18 protein-coding genes are annotated in these 17,930 nt (G+C 68.5%); 9 read left to right on the forward strand and 9 right to left on the reverse strand.

Features of this window, described 5'->3' with window-relative positions; genetic code table 11:
- Positions 1–9: 9 nt before the first annotated feature.
- Positions 10–1,188: an N-methyl-L-tryptophan oxidase gene (gene solA, locus GZ67_RS0119040; RefSeq protein WP_029264189.1), complete on the forward strand. Its 1,179-nt coding sequence runs from the start codon at positions 10–12 to the stop codon at positions 1,186–1,188.
- A 130-nt stretch (positions 1,189–1,318) separates the two neighbouring features.
- The gene (locus GZ67_RS0119045; RefSeq protein WP_029264188.1) at positions 1,319–2,743 is read left to right on the forward strand and encodes an aldehyde dehydrogenase family protein; all 1,425 of its coding nucleotides are present in this window, start codon (positions 1,319–1,321) and stop codon (positions 2,741–2,743) included.
- A gap of 48 nt (positions 2,744–2,791) precedes the next feature.
- On the opposite strand, the gene GZ67_RS0119050 is transcribed toward GZ67_RS0119045, so the two are convergent.
- A complete protein-coding gene (locus GZ67_RS0119050; RefSeq protein WP_029264187.1) occupies positions 2,792–3,238 on the reverse strand; it encodes a DUF1801 domain-containing protein in 447 nt (148 codons plus the stop codon).
- A gap of 116 nt (positions 3,239–3,354) precedes the next feature.
- Between GZ67_RS0119050 and GZ67_RS0119055 the strand changes: the two genes are divergently transcribed.
- Entirely contained in the window at positions 3,355–4,950 is a 1,596-nt protein-coding gene (locus GZ67_RS0119055) for an amidohydrolase (RefSeq protein WP_029264186.1), read from the forward strand.
- A gap of 44 nt (positions 4,951–4,994) precedes the next feature.
- Positions 4,995–5,417, forward strand: a complete 423-nt coding sequence (locus GZ67_RS0119060; protein ID WP_029264185.1) for an NUDIX hydrolase — start codon at positions 4,995–4,997, stop codon at positions 5,415–5,417.
- A 2-nt stretch (positions 5,418–5,419) separates the two neighbouring features.
- Here the strand turns inward: GZ67_RS0119060 and GZ67_RS0119065 are convergent, their stop codons facing one another.
- Positions 5,420–5,875, reverse strand: a complete 456-nt coding sequence (locus tag GZ67_RS0119065) for an aminoacyl-tRNA deacylase (protein WP_029264184.1) — start codon at positions 5,873–5,875, stop codon at positions 5,420–5,422.
- 56 nt (positions 5,876–5,931) lie between these two features.
- Positions 5,932–6,432 carry a hypothetical protein gene (locus tag GZ67_RS0119070; RefSeq protein ID WP_029264183.1) on the reverse strand — a complete coding sequence of 167 codons (501 nt, stop codon included), beginning with the start codon at positions 6,430–6,432 and terminating at the stop codon, positions 5,932–5,934.
- Between the two features lie 144 nt (positions 6,433–6,576).
- Between GZ67_RS0119070 and GZ67_RS0119075 the strand changes: the two genes are divergently transcribed.
- Positions 6,577–7,134, forward strand: coding sequence for a peptidylprolyl isomerase (locus tag GZ67_RS0119075; RefSeq protein ID WP_029264182.1), 558 nt, complete (start codon positions 6,577–6,579; stop codon positions 7,132–7,134).
- Between the two features lie 21 nt (positions 7,135–7,155).
- Positions 7,156–8,049 carry a rhomboid family intramembrane serine protease gene (locus GZ67_RS0119080; RefSeq protein WP_029264181.1) on the forward strand — a complete coding sequence of 298 codons (894 nt, stop codon included), beginning with the start codon at positions 7,156–7,158 and terminating at the stop codon, positions 8,047–8,049.
- Between the two features lie 280 nt (positions 8,050–8,329).
- Here the strand turns inward: GZ67_RS0119080 and GZ67_RS0119085 are convergent, their stop codons facing one another.
- Positions 8,330–8,569: a cell division protein CrgA gene (locus GZ67_RS0119085; protein ID WP_029264180.1), complete on the reverse strand. Its 240-nt coding sequence runs from the start codon at positions 8,567–8,569 to the stop codon at positions 8,330–8,332.
- 104 nt (positions 8,570–8,673) lie between these two features.
- Between GZ67_RS0119085 and GZ67_RS0119090 the strand changes: the two genes are divergently transcribed.
- The 3 genes from GZ67_RS0119090 to GZ67_RS0119100 are packed head-to-tail and all read left to right on the forward strand — an operon-like array spanning position 8,674 to position 10,281.
- On the forward strand, positions 8,674–9,468 hold the full coding sequence (locus tag GZ67_RS0119090) for a class E sortase (protein ID WP_029264179.1): 795 nt from the start codon (positions 8,674–8,676) through the stop codon (positions 9,466–9,468).
- Between the two features lie 28 nt (positions 9,469–9,496).
- The gene (locus GZ67_RS20945; RefSeq protein ID WP_036304389.1) at positions 9,497–9,652 is read left to right on the forward strand and encodes a hypothetical protein; all 156 of its coding nucleotides are present in this window, start codon (positions 9,497–9,499) and stop codon (positions 9,650–9,652) included.
- The gene (locus GZ67_RS0119100; protein ID WP_029264178.1) at positions 9,649–10,281 is read left to right on the forward strand and encodes an anthranilate synthase component II; all 633 of its coding nucleotides are present in this window, start codon (positions 9,649–9,651) and stop codon (positions 10,279–10,281) included. Before GZ67_RS20945 ends, GZ67_RS0119100 begins: the two co-directional genes overlap by 4 nt.
- Positions 10,282–10,313: 32 nt before the next feature.
- On the opposite strand, the gene pknB is transcribed toward GZ67_RS0119100, so the two are convergent.
- The 5 genes from pknB to GZ67_RS0119125 are packed head-to-tail and all read right to left on the reverse strand — an operon-like array spanning position 10,314 to position 17,926.
- A complete protein-coding gene (gene pknB, locus GZ67_RS0119105; RefSeq protein ID WP_029264177.1) occupies positions 10,314–12,005 on the reverse strand; it encodes a Stk1 family PASTA domain-containing Ser/Thr kinase in 1,692 nt (563 codons plus the stop codon).
- 44 nt (positions 12,006–12,049) lie between these two features.
- Positions 12,050–13,792 carry a protein kinase domain-containing protein gene (locus tag GZ67_RS0119110; RefSeq protein WP_029264176.1) on the reverse strand — a complete coding sequence of 581 codons (1,743 nt, stop codon included), beginning with the start codon at positions 13,790–13,792 and terminating at the stop codon, positions 12,050–12,052.
- Entirely contained in the window at positions 13,789–15,243 is a 1,455-nt protein-coding gene (locus GZ67_RS0119115) for a penicillin-binding transpeptidase domain-containing protein (RefSeq protein WP_029264175.1), read from the reverse strand. The genes GZ67_RS0119110 and GZ67_RS0119115 overlap by 4 nt, the downstream gene beginning before the upstream one ends.
- Positions 15,240–16,625 carry an FtsW/RodA/SpoVE family cell cycle protein gene (locus GZ67_RS0119120; RefSeq protein ID WP_029264174.1) on the reverse strand — a complete coding sequence of 462 codons (1,386 nt, stop codon included), beginning with the start codon at positions 16,623–16,625 and terminating at the stop codon, positions 15,240–15,242. Before GZ67_RS0119120 ends, GZ67_RS0119115 begins: the two co-directional genes overlap by 4 nt.
- A complete protein-coding gene (locus tag GZ67_RS0119125) occupies positions 16,622–17,926 on the reverse strand; it encodes a PP2C family protein-serine/threonine phosphatase (protein ID WP_029264173.1) in 1,305 nt (434 codons plus the stop codon). The genes GZ67_RS0119120 and GZ67_RS0119125 overlap by 4 nt, the downstream gene beginning before the upstream one ends.
- Positions 17,927–17,930 lie beyond the last annotated feature (4 nt).

Below are 17,930 nucleotides of genomic sequence, written 5' to 3' on the forward strand. Positions count from 1 at the left end.
GGAGTTCCCATGAGTGCGCAGGTCAGGAAGCGGATCGTCATCGTCGGGCTGGGGGCGGTGGGTGCGCTCGCCGCGTGGCGACTGTCGCAGCGTGACGACGTCGAGGTCATCGGCATCGAGCAGTACGGCAAGGTGCACGACCGCGGCTCCTACGCCGGCGAGTCTCGGGTCTTCCGCACGGCCTATCACGAGGGCGGGCGCTACGTGCCGATGCTGCAGGAGTCGCGGCGACTGTGGCGTGAACTCGAGCAGCGGTCCGGCCGGGAGCTCTACCTCGAGGTGGGGGCCCTGTCGATCGCCCAGCCCGACCGGATGGAGATGCGCACGACCCTCGACACCGTGCGCGAGTTCGACCTGCCGCACACCCTCTACGACACCGAGGAGCTGCGACGCGCCCACCCGCAGCACAACGTGCACGACGGCGACGTCGGGGTGCTCGACCACCACGGCGGCGGCATCCGTCCCGAGGTCTCGCTGATGGCTGCGCTCGATCTCGCCGAGGCGGCCGGTGCGCAGCTGCGCTTCCACACCCCGGTGCTCGCGATCGAGGAAGAACCGGGCGGCGTGGTGGTGCGCACCCCGACCGAGGCGATCCGCGCTGACACCGTGATCCTCGCCTCCGGCTCCTGGTCCACACGGCTGGACCCCCGGCTGCACGACCTGTTGCGGTTGCAGGTCCTCGGGCTGACCTGGTTCATGCCCACGGACATCGCCGACTTCCTCCCCGAGCGCTTCCCCGCGTTCCTGCGCGACGTGGGCCCCGTGCACTTCTTCGGGGCGCCGAGCCTCGACGGATACTCGATCAAGGCGAGCAGCAACCCGACCTGGCCGGTCGCCCGCGATGTCGACGAGGTTCCGCGGGAGTACACGCGACACGAACTCGCGAAGATCGGGCAGCAGGCGAAGGAGTTCTTCCCGTCGTTGAACCCCGAGCCCGTGCGCTCCAGCGTGCACCACTGCGCTTACACACCCGATCGCACCCCCATCGTCGACGTGAGCGAGAGCGAGCGGGTCGTGACGGTGACCGGTCTCTCGGGTCACGGCTTCAAGTTCGCGCCCGTGCTCGGGGAATGGGCTGCGCGGCTCGCCACGCGGCCGAGCGATGCCGGCATCGACCCGCACTTCTCGCTGGCCGCGCACCTCGACCGATTGGCGACCGTCGGTGCGTACCGCGGCGGCGGTCACTGAGCCCGGTCCGCGCTCTTCGGTCACGGACCGGCAAGCGCGCCGCACGGGCAGTCAAACTCCGCTCGACCCCCGAGCACAGACTCGAACTGCGCGATGAACCTGTCGCGCACCCCATCGTGAGGAGACAGTGATGTCGGAGAACGCCCCGGTTCTGGACGAGGCCGCCCTGTTGGAGCGCGTCGGCGCCCCCGAAGGTCAGGGCCGCGAAGTGGTCGACGCGGCGACGCGCGAACCGATCGGACGGGCGCCCGTGCATACGGTCGAGGAGCTCGACGCCGCGGTCGCGCGGGCGAAGGCGGCGCAGCCCGGGTGGGATGCACTCGGCCATGCGGAGCGCAGTGCGCTCCTGAACCAGGTGGCCGATGCGATCGACGCGAACGCCGAGCCGCTCGCCCGGCTGCTCTCGCGCGAGCAGGGCAAGCCGCTCAACGGGCCGAATGCCCGCTTCGAGGTGGGCGCGTGCTCCGCGTGGCTGCGCACCGCCGCCGCGACGCCCCTCGAGCCGGAGACCGTGGTGGACGACGGTGAGACCCATGCCGAGCTCCACTACCGCGCGATCGGCGTGGTCGGTGCGATCGGACCGTGGAACTGGCCCCTCATGATCGGCATCTGGCAGATCGCTCCGGCGCTGCGCATGGGCAACACGGTCGTCGTGAAGCCGAGCGGATACACGACGCTGAGTGTGTTGGCGCTGATCGAGGTCATGAACCGGGTGCTCCCCCGCGATGTGCTCATCGGTGTCGCCGGAGACCGCGAGGTGGGGGCGAGGATCGCCTCCCACCCGGACATCGGCAAGGTCATGTTCACGGGTTCGACGGCGACCGGGCGCAGCATCGTCGAGAGCTCGGCGCAGAACCTCGCCAGGCTCACGCTCGAGCTCGGTGGCAATGACGCGGGGATCGTCCTGCCGGGCGTCGACGCGACCGCCATCGCGCAAGACCTCTTCTGGGGCGCGTTCATCAATACGGGACAGACGTGTGCGGCGCTCAAGCGCCTCTACGTGCACGACTCGGTCTACGACGAGGTCGTCGACGCACTGGCCGATGTCGCTCGGCAGACCCCGATGGGCAACGGCCTGGATGAGCAGAACGTGCTCGGTCCGCTGCAGAACCGCGCCCAGTTCGAGATCGTGCGCGACCTGGTCGACGACGCGGCGCGCAACGGCGGTCGGATCGTCACGGGCGGTGCACCCGCGACCGAGCTCGGGGAGCTCTTCTACCCGATCACGCTCGTCGCCGACGTGACCGACGGGGTGGCCCTCGTCGACGAGGAGCAGTTCGGTCCCGCGCTGCCGATCATCCGGTACACCGATGTGGACGAGGCGATCGCCAGCGCCAACGGCCTCGATGTCGGCCTCGGGGCGTCGGTCTGGGGTGAGCGGGAGGAGGCGCGCCGGGTCGCCGCGCGCATCCAGGCCGGAACCGTCTGGATCAACTCGCACGGTGGTGTGCATCCGATGATCCCGTTCGGCGGCCACAAGTCGTCGGGCTACGGCCTCGAGTTCGGGGTCGAGGGACTCAAGTCGGTCGCCGTGCCGCAGGTCATCAACGGCTGAGTGACAGGGTGCGCGGCCCGTGGCCGCGCACCCATCTCGGCAGGGGCGTCAGCTGATCGCGACGCGGATGCGCTCCGCGAGGAACTCCAGGTCGGCCTTCGTGAGATCCGTGACCGCGTAGGCGGTCGGCCAGACGGTGCCCTCGTCGAGGTTCGAGATGGGCTCGAAACCGAACGTGCCGTAGCGCACCTTGAACTTGCTCGCGGGCTGGAAGAAGCAGAGCACCTTGCCGTCGCGACCCCACGCCGGCATCCCGTAGTAGGTGCGGGGCACGAGCTCAGGGGCGACCTCGGAGACGAGGGCGTGCAGCTTGTTCGAGAGAGCCTGGTCTTCGGGCGTCAGCTTCTCGATCGCCTCCTTGATGTCGGCCTCACCCGCGGCGCGCAGCTCTTCGGGCGACTTCTTCGCCCGGGAACGACGGGTGCGGGCCTCCTTCGCGGCGGCCTGCATGGCTTCGCGTTCCTCGGCGCTGAAGTTCTTCTCTTTCTCGGCCATGGTCGGTCCTCTCGATGTGCTGCTGGTGTGGGATTCAGACTACGTACGCTCAGCCGCGGTGTGCTTCTTGATTCGTGATCGATCCTCGACGGCACCTCGACTGCCAGACTGACGCCATGACGACAGTCTTCACCGGCCGTATCCGCCCGCTCGTCCCGAGCGCCGACGCCGAAGTGGAGGCGATGGTCGTCCACGACGGAACGATCGTCGCCGTCGGGACGACGGACGACCTCCTCCGCCGCTTCCCGGATGCCGAGACCACAGCCCTCGACGGCTGGGTCATGCCCGGTCTGATCGAGCCGCACGGGCATCCGGGCTTCTCCGCGATCCTGCTGTCCGACCTCGTGGTCGACCTCCGTCCCGTGGTGATCCCTGAGGCGGAAGGCGTCCTCGCGGCGCTCCGAGCGGCGGTGGCGGATGCCGGCGGCGAAGCGGTTTTCGCGAACGGGTGGGATGCTCTGCTGCAGCGTGGACTGCCCGACCCCGACATCCGCTTGCTCGACGAGCTCGCGGGCAACGTGCCCCTCGTCGTCATCCACAACTCCGGTCATTCCGTGTACTTCAACACCGCGGCCGCGCTCGCCGCAGGCATCGATCGGGAAACCCCCGATCCGGTCGGCGCCTCGTTCGGCCGTGATGCCGCCGGGGAGCTCACAGGCGTCGCCCTCGAGGCCGCGGCGGTCGAGCAGGTCGTGGCGCCGATGCTCGCGAAGGCGCAGGAGCATCTCCCCCGGATCCTCCCCGCGCACCTGCACGACCTGGCATCCCGCGGCATCACCACGGTGTCGGACCTGTCGTGGAACCCCGAGCTCAACCCGCTCATCGATGCTCTCCGGGCGCAGGGTGCGATGCCGGTGCGGCTGCGGTGGTACGAGATGTCCCGCCCCGGCGGAGTCGTGGCTCCGCCGAGTGACGGCGATCCCGTGTTCCGTCAGACCGGGGTGAAGACCTGGTCCGACGGCTCTCCGTGGGTGGGCAACATCGCCACCTCCTTCCCCTACCTCGACACCCCGGCGACCCGCTCCCTCGGGCTCGAACCGCATCACATCGGACACGCGAACTACACGGCCGAACAGCTGCCCGCGATCGCCGAACCCTATACCGCCGCGGGCTGGCAGCTCGCCTGCCATGTGCACGGTGACCTCGCGATCGACGCGACGCTCGACGTGTACGAGCAGCTCATCCGGCAGCACGGGCTCACCGACCACCGCTTCCGCCTCGAGCACTGCGGGGCCATGACACCCGTGCAGTTCGAGCACGCGGCGGCCCTCGGCGTCACCGTCAGTCTCTTCGTCGACCACATCACTTACTGGGGAGAGGTGCTGGTCGACGACCTCTTCGGCCCGGAGCACGGCGGTGCCTGGGCCGATGCCGGTGCCGCCTTCGCCGCCGGTCACCGGGCGACCTTCCACAACGACGGCTGGGTCACCCCCACCGAGCCGTTCCGCAACATGGCCGTCGCCGAGACCCGAACCACGCGCAACGGATATCGGATGCCCGGCGGCACGGCGGTCACCCGCGACCAGGCCCTCCTCGCCCACACCACGAACGCGGCGTGGCAGCTCTTCAGCGAGCATGAGGTGGGTGCGCTGGCACCCGGACTCCTCGGCGACTTCATCGTGGTCGACCGTGATCCCCTCACGGTCTCGGCCGAAGACCTCGCCGAGACGCGGGTGATGGCGACCTACGTGGGCGGCGTCCGGGTCGTCTGACACGCGGTCATCCGGGGTCCTCGCTGCCGGATAGTGTGTGATCCATGGACCTGCGTGTCGCGGCGTACGCGGTCGTCACCGATGACGACGGGCGTCTGCTGTTGGCGCGGTGGACCGAGGGCCGTCGCGTCGCATGGACCATGCCGGGTGGCGGACTCGAACCCGGTGAGTCGCCGGAGGATGCGGTGCGCCGCGAGCTCCGGGAGGAGACCGGCTACACCGTGAAGGTCGGCGAGCTCCTCGGCATCCACTCCCGGGTCATCCCCGCGGGACGCCGCGTGCAGAAGGCCGCGGATCCGCTGCACACGCTGCGCATCGTCTATCGCGCGCAGGTCACGGGCGGCAAGCTGCGCTTCGAGACCGATGGCTCGACCGACATGGCCGAGTGGTTCCCCTTGAAGTCCGTGGCCGAACTGCAGCGGGTCAAGCTCGTCGACATCGCGATGCGCATGGCCGGCATCCTCTGAGGTCAGCGCTCCTCGGGAACCGAGATGTCGGCGACGGTCGCGCCGTACGCGGCGATGAGGTCGTCGGCCTCGACGAAGAGGCTGTAACCGTGAGCGCCGGCACCCATCGCGATGCGCTGACCCACGATGGACTCGTCGGCGTAGATCGGCCAATCCGTGGTGCTGCCGATGGGAACGATGGTGCCCCGCTCGTAGCCGGTCGCCTGGAGCGCGAGCTCGGGCTCGGGCAGGCGCAGCTTGTTCACGCCCACCAGGGCGCGCAGCTTCGGCCACGAGATCGAGCGTCCGCCGGGCACGAGCGCGAACAGGAAGGTATCGTCCGAGCGTTTCACGACGAGGGTCTTCACGATGCCCGACGGGGGGATGCCCAGCAGCTCGGCGGCCTCGAACAGGCTGCCGGCCGCAGGGCGTTCGAGGATCTCGATGTCGAGTCCGCGCGCGGCGGCGGCCTCACGCACCCGCGCATGCCGATCGCCCCCGCCACCAGAGGCGACGGAGGCGAGATCAGACGGGGTCACGCGTCGGGCGCGGCGAGCGGGTCGTCCGCGACCCAGAGCTCGTCGTCGGCACGCAGCGCCTGCCAGGCGGCGTAGAGCACACCGACGGCCGCGGCAGCACCGAGGATGATCGCGATGACCGAGCCGACGCCCGGGCCCGACTTCTGCGGCGCGGTCGCCTTGCGCACCTGCACGGCCACACCGTGGCGCTTGGCGTTCGCGACGTCCCACGCGGTCAGCGCCGTACCGACGACTCCGCCCACGATCGGGACGAACTTGTCGTCGACGACGTGCTTGCCGAGCTTCACGCCACGGTCGACGACCGGGGCGACACGGCGGTTGTACGTGTCCTGGATGACCGGCACGACCTGCTCGCGATTGATGTTTCCGAGCTGACGTCCGGCCTCGCGGGCGACATCGGCGGCGTGACCGACGAGCACCTGCTGGTTCTCCCAGAGCTGGTTGGCGTCGTTCTGAAGACGACGCAGTTCCTTCTTCCGCTTGCGGCTGAGGCTCACGATGCTCTCCTGTCCATTGGAGTACGGGTTCCCCATCTTGCCACGGGAGGCTGGATACCGGGCGGGAATCGCCCGGCCCTTGCGCTGTCGGCGGATCCGGGGTACGCCGGGCGAACTCACCGAAAGCTCTGCGAGAATGAGGGCATGGCTCACGCTTCCCACGTCGCAACCCTGCACACCAACCACGGTGACATCGTCATCAACCTCTTCGGCGATCACGCACCGAAGACGGTCAAGAACTTCGTCGGCCTCGCCGACGGCACCCAGGAGTGGACCGATCCCGCCACCGGCAAGCCGGGCGAGGGTCCTCTCTACAAGGACGTCATCTTCCACCGCATCATCCCGAACTTCATGATCCAGGGCGGCGACCCGCTCGGACAGGGCGTCGGCGGTCCCGGCTACAACTTCGACGACGAGATCAACATGGAGCTCGACTTCAACAAGCCGTACATCCTCGCGATGGCCAACGCCGGCCTTCGCCGCAACGCCATCACAGGCAAGCCCGAGGGCACCAACGGGTCGCAGTTCTTCATCACCACCGACCCGACCCCGTGGCTCCAGGGCAAGCACACGATCTTCGGCGAGGTCGCCGACGACGCCTCGCGGGCTGTCGTCGACAAGATCGGTGCCGTGCCGACCAGTGGCGGAGACCGTCCGGTCGAGCCCGTCGTGCTGCAGTCGATCGACATCGTCGCGGCCTGACGACAGCTGCGGCCGATCCGGATGACCACGCCTGAGTTCACGAGCAATCGCGACAACTTCTGCTACCGGCATCCGGATCGGCAGAGCTTCGTGCTCTGCCAGCGGTGCATGCGCACCATCTGCCCCGAGTGCCAGACTCAGGCACCCGTCGGCGTCATCTGCCCGGAGTGCATGAACGCCGAGCGCAAGAACCGCACCCCCGCGCAGAAGAAGGCCCAGCGTCGGTGGGGTGCTCGCAGCGGCGGCACCATGTCGATCGCCCGCAGCGGCAAGCCGGTCGTCACCTACGTGCTGCTCGCCGTCACGTCGTTCATCGGACTGGTGCAGCTGATCCCCGGGATGAACGGTCCGATCACGCAGGCACTCGCCTTCTACGCGCCGTATCTCTACCCGAACCTCTTCGGTGCGGGCTTCGAGCCCTGGCGCCTCCTCTCCGTCCTGTTCGTGCACGGCAGCTTCATCCATCTCGCGCTGAACATGCTCGCCCTGTGGATGCTGGGGCAGAGCCTCGAGCCCATGCTCGGCCGCGCCCGCTTCCTGGCCCTCTATCTGATCAGCGGCCTCGGCGGATCGGTGGCGGTCGCCCTCCTCGCCCCCCTGGACCCGACGGTCGGCGCATCCGGCGCGATCTTCGGAATGCTGGCCTCGCTGTTGATCATCGGCCGCCACATCGGCGCGAACGTGACCGGGATCCTCGTGATCCTCGGCATCAACTTCGCCTTCGGCTTCTTCGCCGGTGGCATCTCCTGGCAGGCGCACCTCGGCGGTGCGATCGTCGGCGCCCTGGTCGCCCTCATCTACACCCGGACGAGGCGTCGAGACCAGCGCACCTGGCAGATCGTTCTCCTCTCGGCGCTCGTCGTCCTGTTGATCGTCGTCGTCGCCTTCATCCCACCGTTGCTGATTTTGTCCTGATCCCGAGTTGTTAACAGGGTTGTTAACCCCTGTGAATAACACCGGTGTAATTCTCCCCAGGCTGTGGAGAAGGTTGTGGATAACTTTCGCTCGGTTCGGCTTGTGGGTCGGGCGCGGGGTCGTTCCCTTCGCTCGCAGAGCGGGTCCCTCCCGCTTCGCGGGGCCCTCCCGATGCTCGCTCCGGGAACAACCCCGCGCCCTTGCCTGAGCCGTCCCTCCCTCGGAGCATGAAGAAAGGCCCCTCGCTGTGCGAGGGGCCTTTCGGGAAGAAGGAGTGGCGTCAGCGCCAGCGAGTGGTCATCAGGAAGCCGATCAGAGCGATGCCGAGACCGATGGCCAGGTTCCAGTTGTCGAGACCCGGGATCGGGAACTGCATGCCCGAGATGTAGAAGACCAGGATCCACGCGAGACCGAGCAGCATGAAGCCGATCATCACCGGCTTGAACCACACGGCGTTGGGAGCGGCCTCGCCTTCGGCGCGCTCGACGACGGGTTCTTCACTCTTACGCTCACGTGCCATGCCGTCATTGTACCCAAGAGACCCTTGAGCTGCCGAGTCCGCAGCGAGCGAGGGGATGGCGGGCTCTCCGACATCCGTTCAGCCTCCCGGGATATGATCGCGCCATGACTGCATCCGTCGTGCCTGGGGGGCGACGCCCGCGGCGGGAGCGACCACGCTCGCGCGCCACCTTCGCGAGCGTGCTCGGCGAACTGCTCCTCACCGCGGGAGTGCTCGTCCTGCTCTTCGTGGCGTGGCAGATGTGGATCGGCGACATCATCATCAGCGCCCAGAAGAACGAAGAGGGTGCGGCGATCTCGCAGGAGCTCGCACAGGGCGAGGCGCCGGAGCTGCCGCCGGTCGTGGAAGAGGACGACGGCACCACCACCTACGTGCCCCCGGTGCCCGTAGCACCGGCAGACGCCACATGGTTCGGGCAGATGCACATCCCCCGTTTCGGAGCCGACTACAACTTCGGCATCTACGGCGGAACGAGCCGTGCGCGAACCCTGGATCAGAAGGGGATCGGCGTCTACAAGGACTCCAAGATGCCCGGCGAGGTCGGCAACTTCTCGATGGCGGGACACCGCACCACCTGGGGCAAGCCTTTCAACCAGCTCGACAAGCTGCAGCTGAACGACGCGATCGTCGTCGAGACTCCCGACGGCTGGTACACCTACCGCTTCCGCACGCTCGAGTACGTCAAGCCGACACAGACCGATGTGCTCGCCGACGTGCCGCAGATGCCCGAGCAGCAGACCGGAGAGCAGTACATCACGCTCACCGCCTGCTCTCCGCTCTACTCCCTCGCCGAGCGCATCGTCGCCTACGGGGTGTTCGAGAGCTTCCAGCCCCGCGCCGAGGGGCTCCCCACCGCGCTGACCGACCCGCCGCCGCCTCCGGCCGCACCATCGGTGTGACCGTGGACGCTCACGAGGGAGAAGACTGATGTACGCCGCACTCTGGCGCCTGCTGCCCGGCCCGTGGTGGCTGCGCGTCCTCATCCTGGTCGTCCTCATCGCCGCCGTGCTGTACGGGCTGTTCTGGTACGTGTTCCCCTGGATCAGCCCGATCATCGCCCCCGGCGAGGTCGACGTCGAATGACCCGAGTTCTCGTGGTGGACAACCACGACAGCTTCGTGCACACGCTCGTCGGCTACCTCCACGAGCTCGGCGCCGAGACCACGATGGTCGAATCCGACGCGCTGGACGCCGCCGAGTTCGAGCGGATGCTCACCGGCTACGACGCCCTGTTGCTCTCCCCCGGCCCCGGACGTCCCGCGGACGCGGGAGTGTCGCTCGACGCGGTGCGGATCGCCGCTCGACGGCGGATGCCGACGCTCGGCGTCTGCCTCGGACACCAGACCATCGGCGAAGCGCTCGGCACCGCGGTGAGCGAGGCGCCCGAGTTGATGCACGGCATGGTCTCCGCGGTCACGCACGACGGATCGGCGCTGTTCGCAGGGATCCCGTCGCCGTTCGACGTCGGCCGATATCACTCCCTGGCGCTCGCGGCAGCGGACCTCCCGTCCGAGATCGTCGTCACCGCCTGGACGGCGAATGGAACGGTCATGGGGCTCGCGCATCGAGAGCTGCCGCTGCACGGCGTGCAGTTCCACCCGGAGAGCGTGCTCACCGAAGGCGGGTACCGGCTTCTCGCGAACTGGCTGGAACTCTGTGGCGACGCGGATGCCGTGGCGCGATCCGAAAGCCTGCATCCACTCTCACGCTGACACGACGGCGCACGGGGCGCGTCGCGAGAGACTCAGGGCGCGGCGCAGTAGCGAAGCTCGACCGGCGAGCCGATCGGCACGTCGCCCGGTGCGACCGACATCGAGTGTACGGTCGGGGGCTCCGTGGGAGCGCAGTCCGCCTCTTCCACGGGCACCGGCGTCAGCCCGAGGTCGGTGAGGTTCGTCGTCGCGGCCTCGACGGTCCAGCCGACGAGGTCGGTCAGCGTCACCTTGCCGCTGGCGACGACGAGGTTGACGACGGTGTCGGGGGCGACCTCAGTCTCTGCCGCCTCGCTGGCGGAGATCACGGTGCCGGCGGCGAGACCCTTGTCGTTGCGCTGGATCACGGTCCCGAGTTCGAGGCCGGCGGCCTTCAGCGCCTTGGTGGCATCGTCGAGGCCCATGCCTTCGATCTTCGGCACCACCACGGTCTCCACGCCCGAGGAGACGTGCACGGTGACCGTCGAGCCCTCCTCCACCGAGACTCCCGCCTCGGGGTCGGTGCGGATGACGTTGCCCTCGGTGATCTCGGAACTCGACTCGATCACGATCTTCGCCGTCAGATCGAGCTTCGCGAGGTCGTCCTGTGCGCGCTCGGACGACACGTTCACGAGGTTGGGGATGATGCGCGAGGTGCTCGGCACCTCGGGCGGACGCATGCTGATCGTGACCACCCAGAACAGCACGGACGCCAGCAGCACCGCGAGCAGGGCGACACCGGCCCAGATCCAGGCGACCGGAGGACCCGACTGGGTGCGGGTCATGGTGGTGTCGGAGCTGAGCTGGCGCAGCGAACGCGCGGTCTCCTGAGCCTGACGCGGGCTCGGACCGTACAGCTCGCTCGTCAGTGCACCGAGCTGCTTGCGGGTCGGCGCGATCCCGGTGACGGCGGCATCCAGGGCGGCGCGGAAGTGCGCGGCATCCGGGTACCGCTGATAGGGGTCTTTCGCGAGGGCTCGCAGGACGATCGGGTCGAGTGCGCCCGGCGCATCCTCGTTCACCTCGGTCGGCGGGATCGGGGTCTCGCTGACGTGCTGGTAGGCGACCGCCACCGGCGACTCGCCACGGAACGGCTGGCGGCCGGTGAGCAGCTCGTACAGCACGACACCGGTCGAGTACAGGTCGGCGCGGGCATCGACGGGCTCGCCCTTGGCCTGCTCCGGAGAGAAGTAGGCAGCGGTGCCGATGATCTGCGTGGTCTCGGCCACGGTCGACGAGGAGTCGGAGACGGCTCGGGCGATGCCGAAGTCCATGACCTTGACCTGGCCCTTGTCGGTCACCATGACGTTGCCGGGCTTGATGTCGCGGTGCACCACACCTGCGCGGTGCGAGTAGTCGAGTGCCTCGAGGATGCCGTCGACGTAGCGCACCGCGTCTTCGACCGGCACCGGGCCGTCGGCGATGATCTTCTTCAGCAGCGTACCCTTGACGAGCTCCATCACGATGTACGGCGGCTCGTCGGACGACGGATCATTCGACGAGGGGTCGCCGGCGTCGAACACGCGCACGATCGACGGGTGCGACATGCGGGACGCCGCCTGCGCCTCCAGGCGGAACCGGGTGCGGAAGGCGGTGTCGCGTGCCAGGTCGGGATCGAGGATCTTGATCGCGACCTCACGGCCGAGCGTCAGGTCGTAGCCTCGATAGACCTTGGCCATACCGCCATGCCCGATGAGCTCGTCGACGCGGTATCGACCCGCGATGACTCGTGGCTCTGTGGACACGTACTACCCCCTGGAAAACGACTGCGGCTGAGCTGGATTAAAGGCTACCCTTCGGTGCCGCCGCCTCCGTCACCCTCGCCGGGGTCGGTCGCGGCGACGATCGGAACGGAGAGCGGCGGCGACGCGGACGACGTGCGCTGGTCGCCACCCGAGCACATGCCCTGGTACGTGACGATGAGCTGCTGGCCGGCGGCATCAGCCACCTGAATCTGCGTGTTCCGCTGCGTCGGCTGGAAGTTCGGCCCGCCCGACACGAACGTGCCGTTCTGGAGCGAGACGACGTATCCGGAGAGCGTCGTGCCGCTCGGGCAGGTGAACCCGGTGCCCCAGGAGATGGTGACGGTGCTGCCGGCGATCGGGTCGCCCGTGATGGTCGGGGTGTCGGTCGGGGTCGGCAGGGCTGCGCGCGCGGCGTAGATCGTGAGGGTCATCGGCTGCGTCGTCTCGACGTTGCCGGAGGGGACGACGCGGTAGACCTTGCCGACGTCGCCGTCGGTCGGGGCCGGGTCGCCCTCGGGGCAGGTGATCTCGCCCGTGAAACCGGCCTCCTTGAGCGTGGACGTGGCCGTGCCGCAATCCATGCCCGCCAGGCCCAACGCGGTCACGTCGACGCGGACCACCTCGGGCGGCGGGGTGGTCGCCGGTGGTGGCGTCTGCGTCTGGGACTGCGAGGGAGAGGCCGAATCCGACGGCTTGGCGTCAGGGTCGCCCTGGTTCATCAGCATCGCCCACACGGCTCCGCCGAGCACGATCACCAGCAGGGCGATCAGCGCGATCAGCGGCCAGGTCCACGGGCTCTTCTTCTTCTTCTCGTCCGCCGCAGCGTCCTCTGTCGGGAGCTGAGCGGTGGTGGGAAGGATGCGGGTGGTGCCGTCGTCTCCGGACGCCGTGAGCATGCGCGTCGCATCGTCATCGCCGGCGATCCCGCCGGTCGCGATCGCGGGCACGGCGATGGCCGCGGAGTTCAGGTCGCCGCGACGAAGCGCCTGGGCCGCACGGGCCACCGTCGCGGACGACGAGGGGCGGTCGCTGGGCTTCTTGGCGATCATCGCCATGACGAGGTTCTGCACCGGGATCGGCACGGTCGGCGGCAGCGGCGGCGGCTGCTCGTTGATCTGCGCCATCGCGATCGCCACCTGCGACTCGCCCGTGAACGGACGCTTGCCCGCCAGGCACTCGTACGCGACGATGCCGAGCGAATAGGTGTCGGTGGCGGGAGACGCCGGGTGACCCGATGCCTGCTCGGGAGACAGGTACTGCACGGTGCCCATGACCTGGCCGGTCGCCGTCAGCGGAACCTGATCGGCGATGCGGGCGATGCCGAAGTCGGTGATCTTGACGCGGCCGTCGGGCGTGATCAGCAGGTTTCCCGGCTTGATGTCGCGGTGCACGAGACCGGCCGCGTGTGCGGCCTGCAGAGCGGATGCCGTCTGGGCCACGATGTCGAGCGTCTTGTCGGCGCTGAGTGCACCGTCGCGCTCGAGCACGGTCGAGAGAGCCTCGCCGGGCACGAGTTCCATGACGAGGTAGGCGCTGCCGTTCTCCTCGCCGTAGTCGAAGACGCTGGCGATGCCCTCATGGTTCACGAGAGCAGCGTGCCGCGCTTCCGCGCGGAACCGCTCGAGGAACCCGGGGTCCCCCATGTACTCGTCCTTGAGGATCTTGATCGCGACGGTACGTCCGATGACGTGATCCGTCGCTTCCCACACCTCGCCCATGCCACCGATCGCGATACGCGACTGCAGCTCGTAACGACCACCGAACGACACACCCTGCGTCGGCCTCATCTGCCCAGCACCGCCTCTATGACCTTCTTCGCAATCGGAGCGGCGATGGTGTCGCCACTGCCTGATTGTCCCTGTCCGCCGCCGTCTTCGACGACGACCGCTACTGCGACCGCGGGGTCGTCCGCCGGCGCGAAGCCGGTGAACCACAACGTGTGCGGCCTGTTTCCGTTCTCTGCGGTGCCCGTCTTACCGGCCACGTCGATCCCGTCTATTCTTGCACCCTGGGCCGCGCCCGTAGCGACGCTGGCCACCATCGACGCGGTCACGTCGTCGGCGACATCGGCCTCCATCGCACGGCCGAACTCGCTGTCCTGGAAGGCCTCGATCACCGACAGGTCGTTCCCGATCACGGCATCCACCATCCGGGGATTCATCACGACGCCGTCGTTCGCGAGACCGGCCGACACCATCGCCATCTGCAGGGGGGTCGCGGTGACCTTGCCCTGGCCGAATCCGGTGAGTGCGGTCTGCGCGTCGTCGAGGGCACGGGGGTAGCTGGAGGGGGTCGATTCCAGCGGAGTCTCGAAGGACTTGTTGAAGCCGAGCTTCTCGGCCATCTCGCGGATCGTGTCGTCGCCGAGCTCGACGGCGAGCTCCGCCATCGGGATGTTGCAGCTGAGCCGGATGGCCTCGGCGATCGTGACCGTGGCGCCCGGCCCGCACTTGCCGCCCCAGGCGTTCGACACCCGATTGGAGGAGCCGGGGAGCGTGTACGAGATGGGGTTGGGCAGCGTCGACTGCGGGGTCCAGTTCCCGCTGGCGTACGCCGCCGCTGCGACGACGACCTTGAACGTCGATCCCGGCGGGTTGAGGTCGCCGGCGATCGCGCGGTTGGACAGCGGCTTGCCGGGGTCGGCGGCGAGCTGGTCGTAGGTGGCGTTCGCCGCGTCCGCGTCGTGCGTCGCCATCTGATTCGTGTCGAAACCCGGGGTGGAGACCATGGCGAGGATGCGTCCGGTCTTCGGTTCCATCGCGACGACGGCACCCTGCAGCCCGCCGAGTGCTTCATAGGCGGCGCGCTGAGCCGCCGTGTTCAGCGACAGCTCCACGCTGTACCCGCGCTGGGGCTGGCCGGAGATGATGCGTTCGACCTCGGCGAGCAGGGCATTGGCGCCTGTGCCGGAGAGTTCGGCGTTCATGGCGCGTTCGATACCCGTGCGCGAATCGAGTGCCGCGTTGAAGTAGCCGGTCACCGGTTCCCACATCGCGGCATCCGTGTAGACGCGCTGGAACTGGTACCTGTCGTCGCTGGGCACCGAGTTGGCGATGGTGGCGCCGTCGACGATGATCGCGCCGCGCTGGATCTCGTAGCTGTCGAGGCGGGTGCGCTTGTTGTTGCTGTTCTGGGCGAGGGCATCGGCCTCGACCACCTGGATCCAGCTGGTCGCGGCGAAGAGCGCGATGAACATGAACAGCATGACGATGCTGAGGCGGCGGAGCTCTCTGGTCATCCGATCACGACCCTCGGTTGGCGGCGGACGCCGTCGGAGATGCGCAGCAGCAGCGCCACGATGAGCCAGTTGGCCACGAGCGACGATCCGCCGGCGGCGAGGAACGGGGTGGTCAGGCCGGTCAGCGGGATCAGCCGGGTGACGCCGCCGACCATGATGAACACCTGCAGCGCGATGGTGAACGAGAGGCCGGTGGCGAGCAGCTTGCCGAAGTCGTCCTGACCGGCGAGACCGATGCGCATGCCGCGGCTGACGAAGACCATGTAGAGGCACAGGATCGCGAACAGCCCGATCAGGCCGAGCTCTTCACCGAGGCTGGTGATGATGTAGTCGCTGTGCGCGAGCGGCGTGACCTCCGGGCGTCCCTGACCCCAGCCGGTGCCGATGAGTCCGCCGCGGGCGAGCCCGAACAGGCCCTGCATCGGCTGATACCCCGCGCCGTCGGGATCGACCTGGTTCGCGTCGAACAGGAACAGCCAGTTGATGAAGCGACCCTGCACGTAGCTGAGGATCTGCGTCGCGAGTGCCACGCCGGCGACGACGAGTCCGAGGCCGATGAGGACCCAGCTGGTCTTCCCGGTGGCGACGTAGAGCATCGCGACGAACATGCCGAAGATCAGGGTTCCGGTACCGAGATCGCGCTGGAAGACGATGATCCCGAGCGAGATGAGCCAGACCACGAGGACAGGTCCCAGTTCCCGCATGCGGGGCCAGGTGATGCCGAGAACCCTCTTGCCGACCGACGTGAGGCTCTCGCGGGTGCGTACGAGGTAGCCGGCGAAGAAGATCGCCAGGCAGATCTTTGCGAGCTCGCCGGGCTGGAAGGCGAAGACGCCGCCCAGCGACACCCAGACGGCCGCGTTCGCGTCGTCGATGCGGAGGCCGGGCACGAACGGCAGCAGCAGGAGCAGGATTCCGGCGAGACCGAAGATGTAGGTGTACCGGAACAGGATCCGATAGTTGCGCAGCAGGATCACGACCGCGATGGCGCCCGCGAGGGAGATCGCGGTCCAGGCGAGCTGTTTCGTGGAGTAGGCGTCCCAGCCGGTGTTCTTGAAGGCGATGTCGATGCGGTAGATCATCGCGATGCCGAGGCCGGTCAACAGCGTCGCGATGGGCACGACGAACGGATCCGCATCGGCGGCGACGAAACGCAGCACGATGTGCAGAGCGAAGGCGAGGGCCGCGAGACCGCCGCCGATCGCGAGGATCATCGGGTCGATCACGCCGAGTGCGCCCAGCTGGACGAGAGTGAGCGCGGCGCCGCTCATCGCACAAGCGAACAGCAGCAACCAGAACTCGCGGTTGCGCTGCGTCTGCGGCATCCGGAGTCGCTTGAGGGCCTTGATGACGGTGGTGTCCGCCTGCACGTCGGTGCTCATCCCTCACCCCCCGCGGGGGTCGCGCTCGGCGTCGGCAGCGGGGTGGGAAGCGGTGTCTGCTCGATCACGTTCGCGTCGGCGCCCGCCCGCAGACGGTCGACGATGGCCATCGCGTCGGCCAGCGAGCGCGCATTGATCGTGCGTTCGACGGATGCCCGCTGATACTGCGGCAGGTTCGCGAGGAGGATGTCGGTGTCCTCGATCGGGGTGGACAGCGTGATCGGGCCGATGTTCTGCTGCACGCCCTGGAAGATCACGACGCTGTCGTCGTCGGCGCCGATGAAGTAGCGCGTCTGGGTCCAGCTGTACGCGGCGAAGGCGGCCACGACCAGCATCGCGACGACCAGGAGCGCGCCGGCGATCCAGCCCGCCCGGCGGCGCTTCGCGCGACGCCGATCCTCTTCGATGAGCTCCTCGAGATACTCGGGGGCGGGCTCGAAGTGGCTGGGCTCGTTCGCGGCCTGCCGAACCGGGTGCAGCCAGTTTCCGCGCGGCGGGCGCACCGGCGGCACGTAGACGCCGTCGGGGTTCGAGGCCGAGCCCACGATCGTGGGGGTGCCGGAGTGGATCGGATGCTGCCCGCCGACGTCGACGAGCACGATCGTGACGTTGTCGGGAGCGCCTCCGTCGAGTGCCTGCTTGAGCAGGTAGTCCGCCGTGCGGCCGGGGGCGACGCCGAGCTGCATCGCCTTGAGGATGCGAGTCTCGTCGACCACTCCGGAGAGCCCGTCGGAGCAGAGCAGCCATCGGTCGCCGGGCTGCGTGTGCATGACGAACATGTCGAGCTCGGGGTCGGCATCCATGTCGCTGAGCACCCGCATGAGGACCGAGCGCCGCGGGTGGTAGCGCGCCTCCTCCGGGGTGATCCGACCGGAGTCGACCAGGCGCTGCACGAAGGTGTGGTCGGCGGTGATCTGGGTCAGTGCGTCGTCGCGGTACAGGTAGATGCGCGAGTCGCCGATGTGGCCGATGACCGCGTACTCGTCGACCATGATGATCGCGCTGACCGTCGTGCCGAGACCGGCGAGTTCGGGACGCTCCTTCGCGGCGCGGATGAGGTCGCCCGCGGCGGTCGTCGCGGCGGCCTGCAGCGAGGCCTGCGCGTCTTCGACCGAGGAGTAGCCCTGGTCGAGGGGCTGCAGCCGCTGGATCGCGATGCTCGAGGCGACGTCTCCACCGGCGTGGCCGCCCATGCCGTCGGCGACGGCGAACAGGTTCGCTCCGGAGTACCCGGAGTCCTGGTTGTTGGAGCGGATCTTCCCGGTGTGGGAGATCGCGACGCTCGAGCCTTCGAAGACCATGCCG

It is taken from the genome of Microbacterium sp. Cr-K20 (assembly GCF_000708325.1).
Lineage (GTDB): Bacteria > Actinomycetota > Actinomycetes > Actinomycetales > Microbacteriaceae > Microbacterium.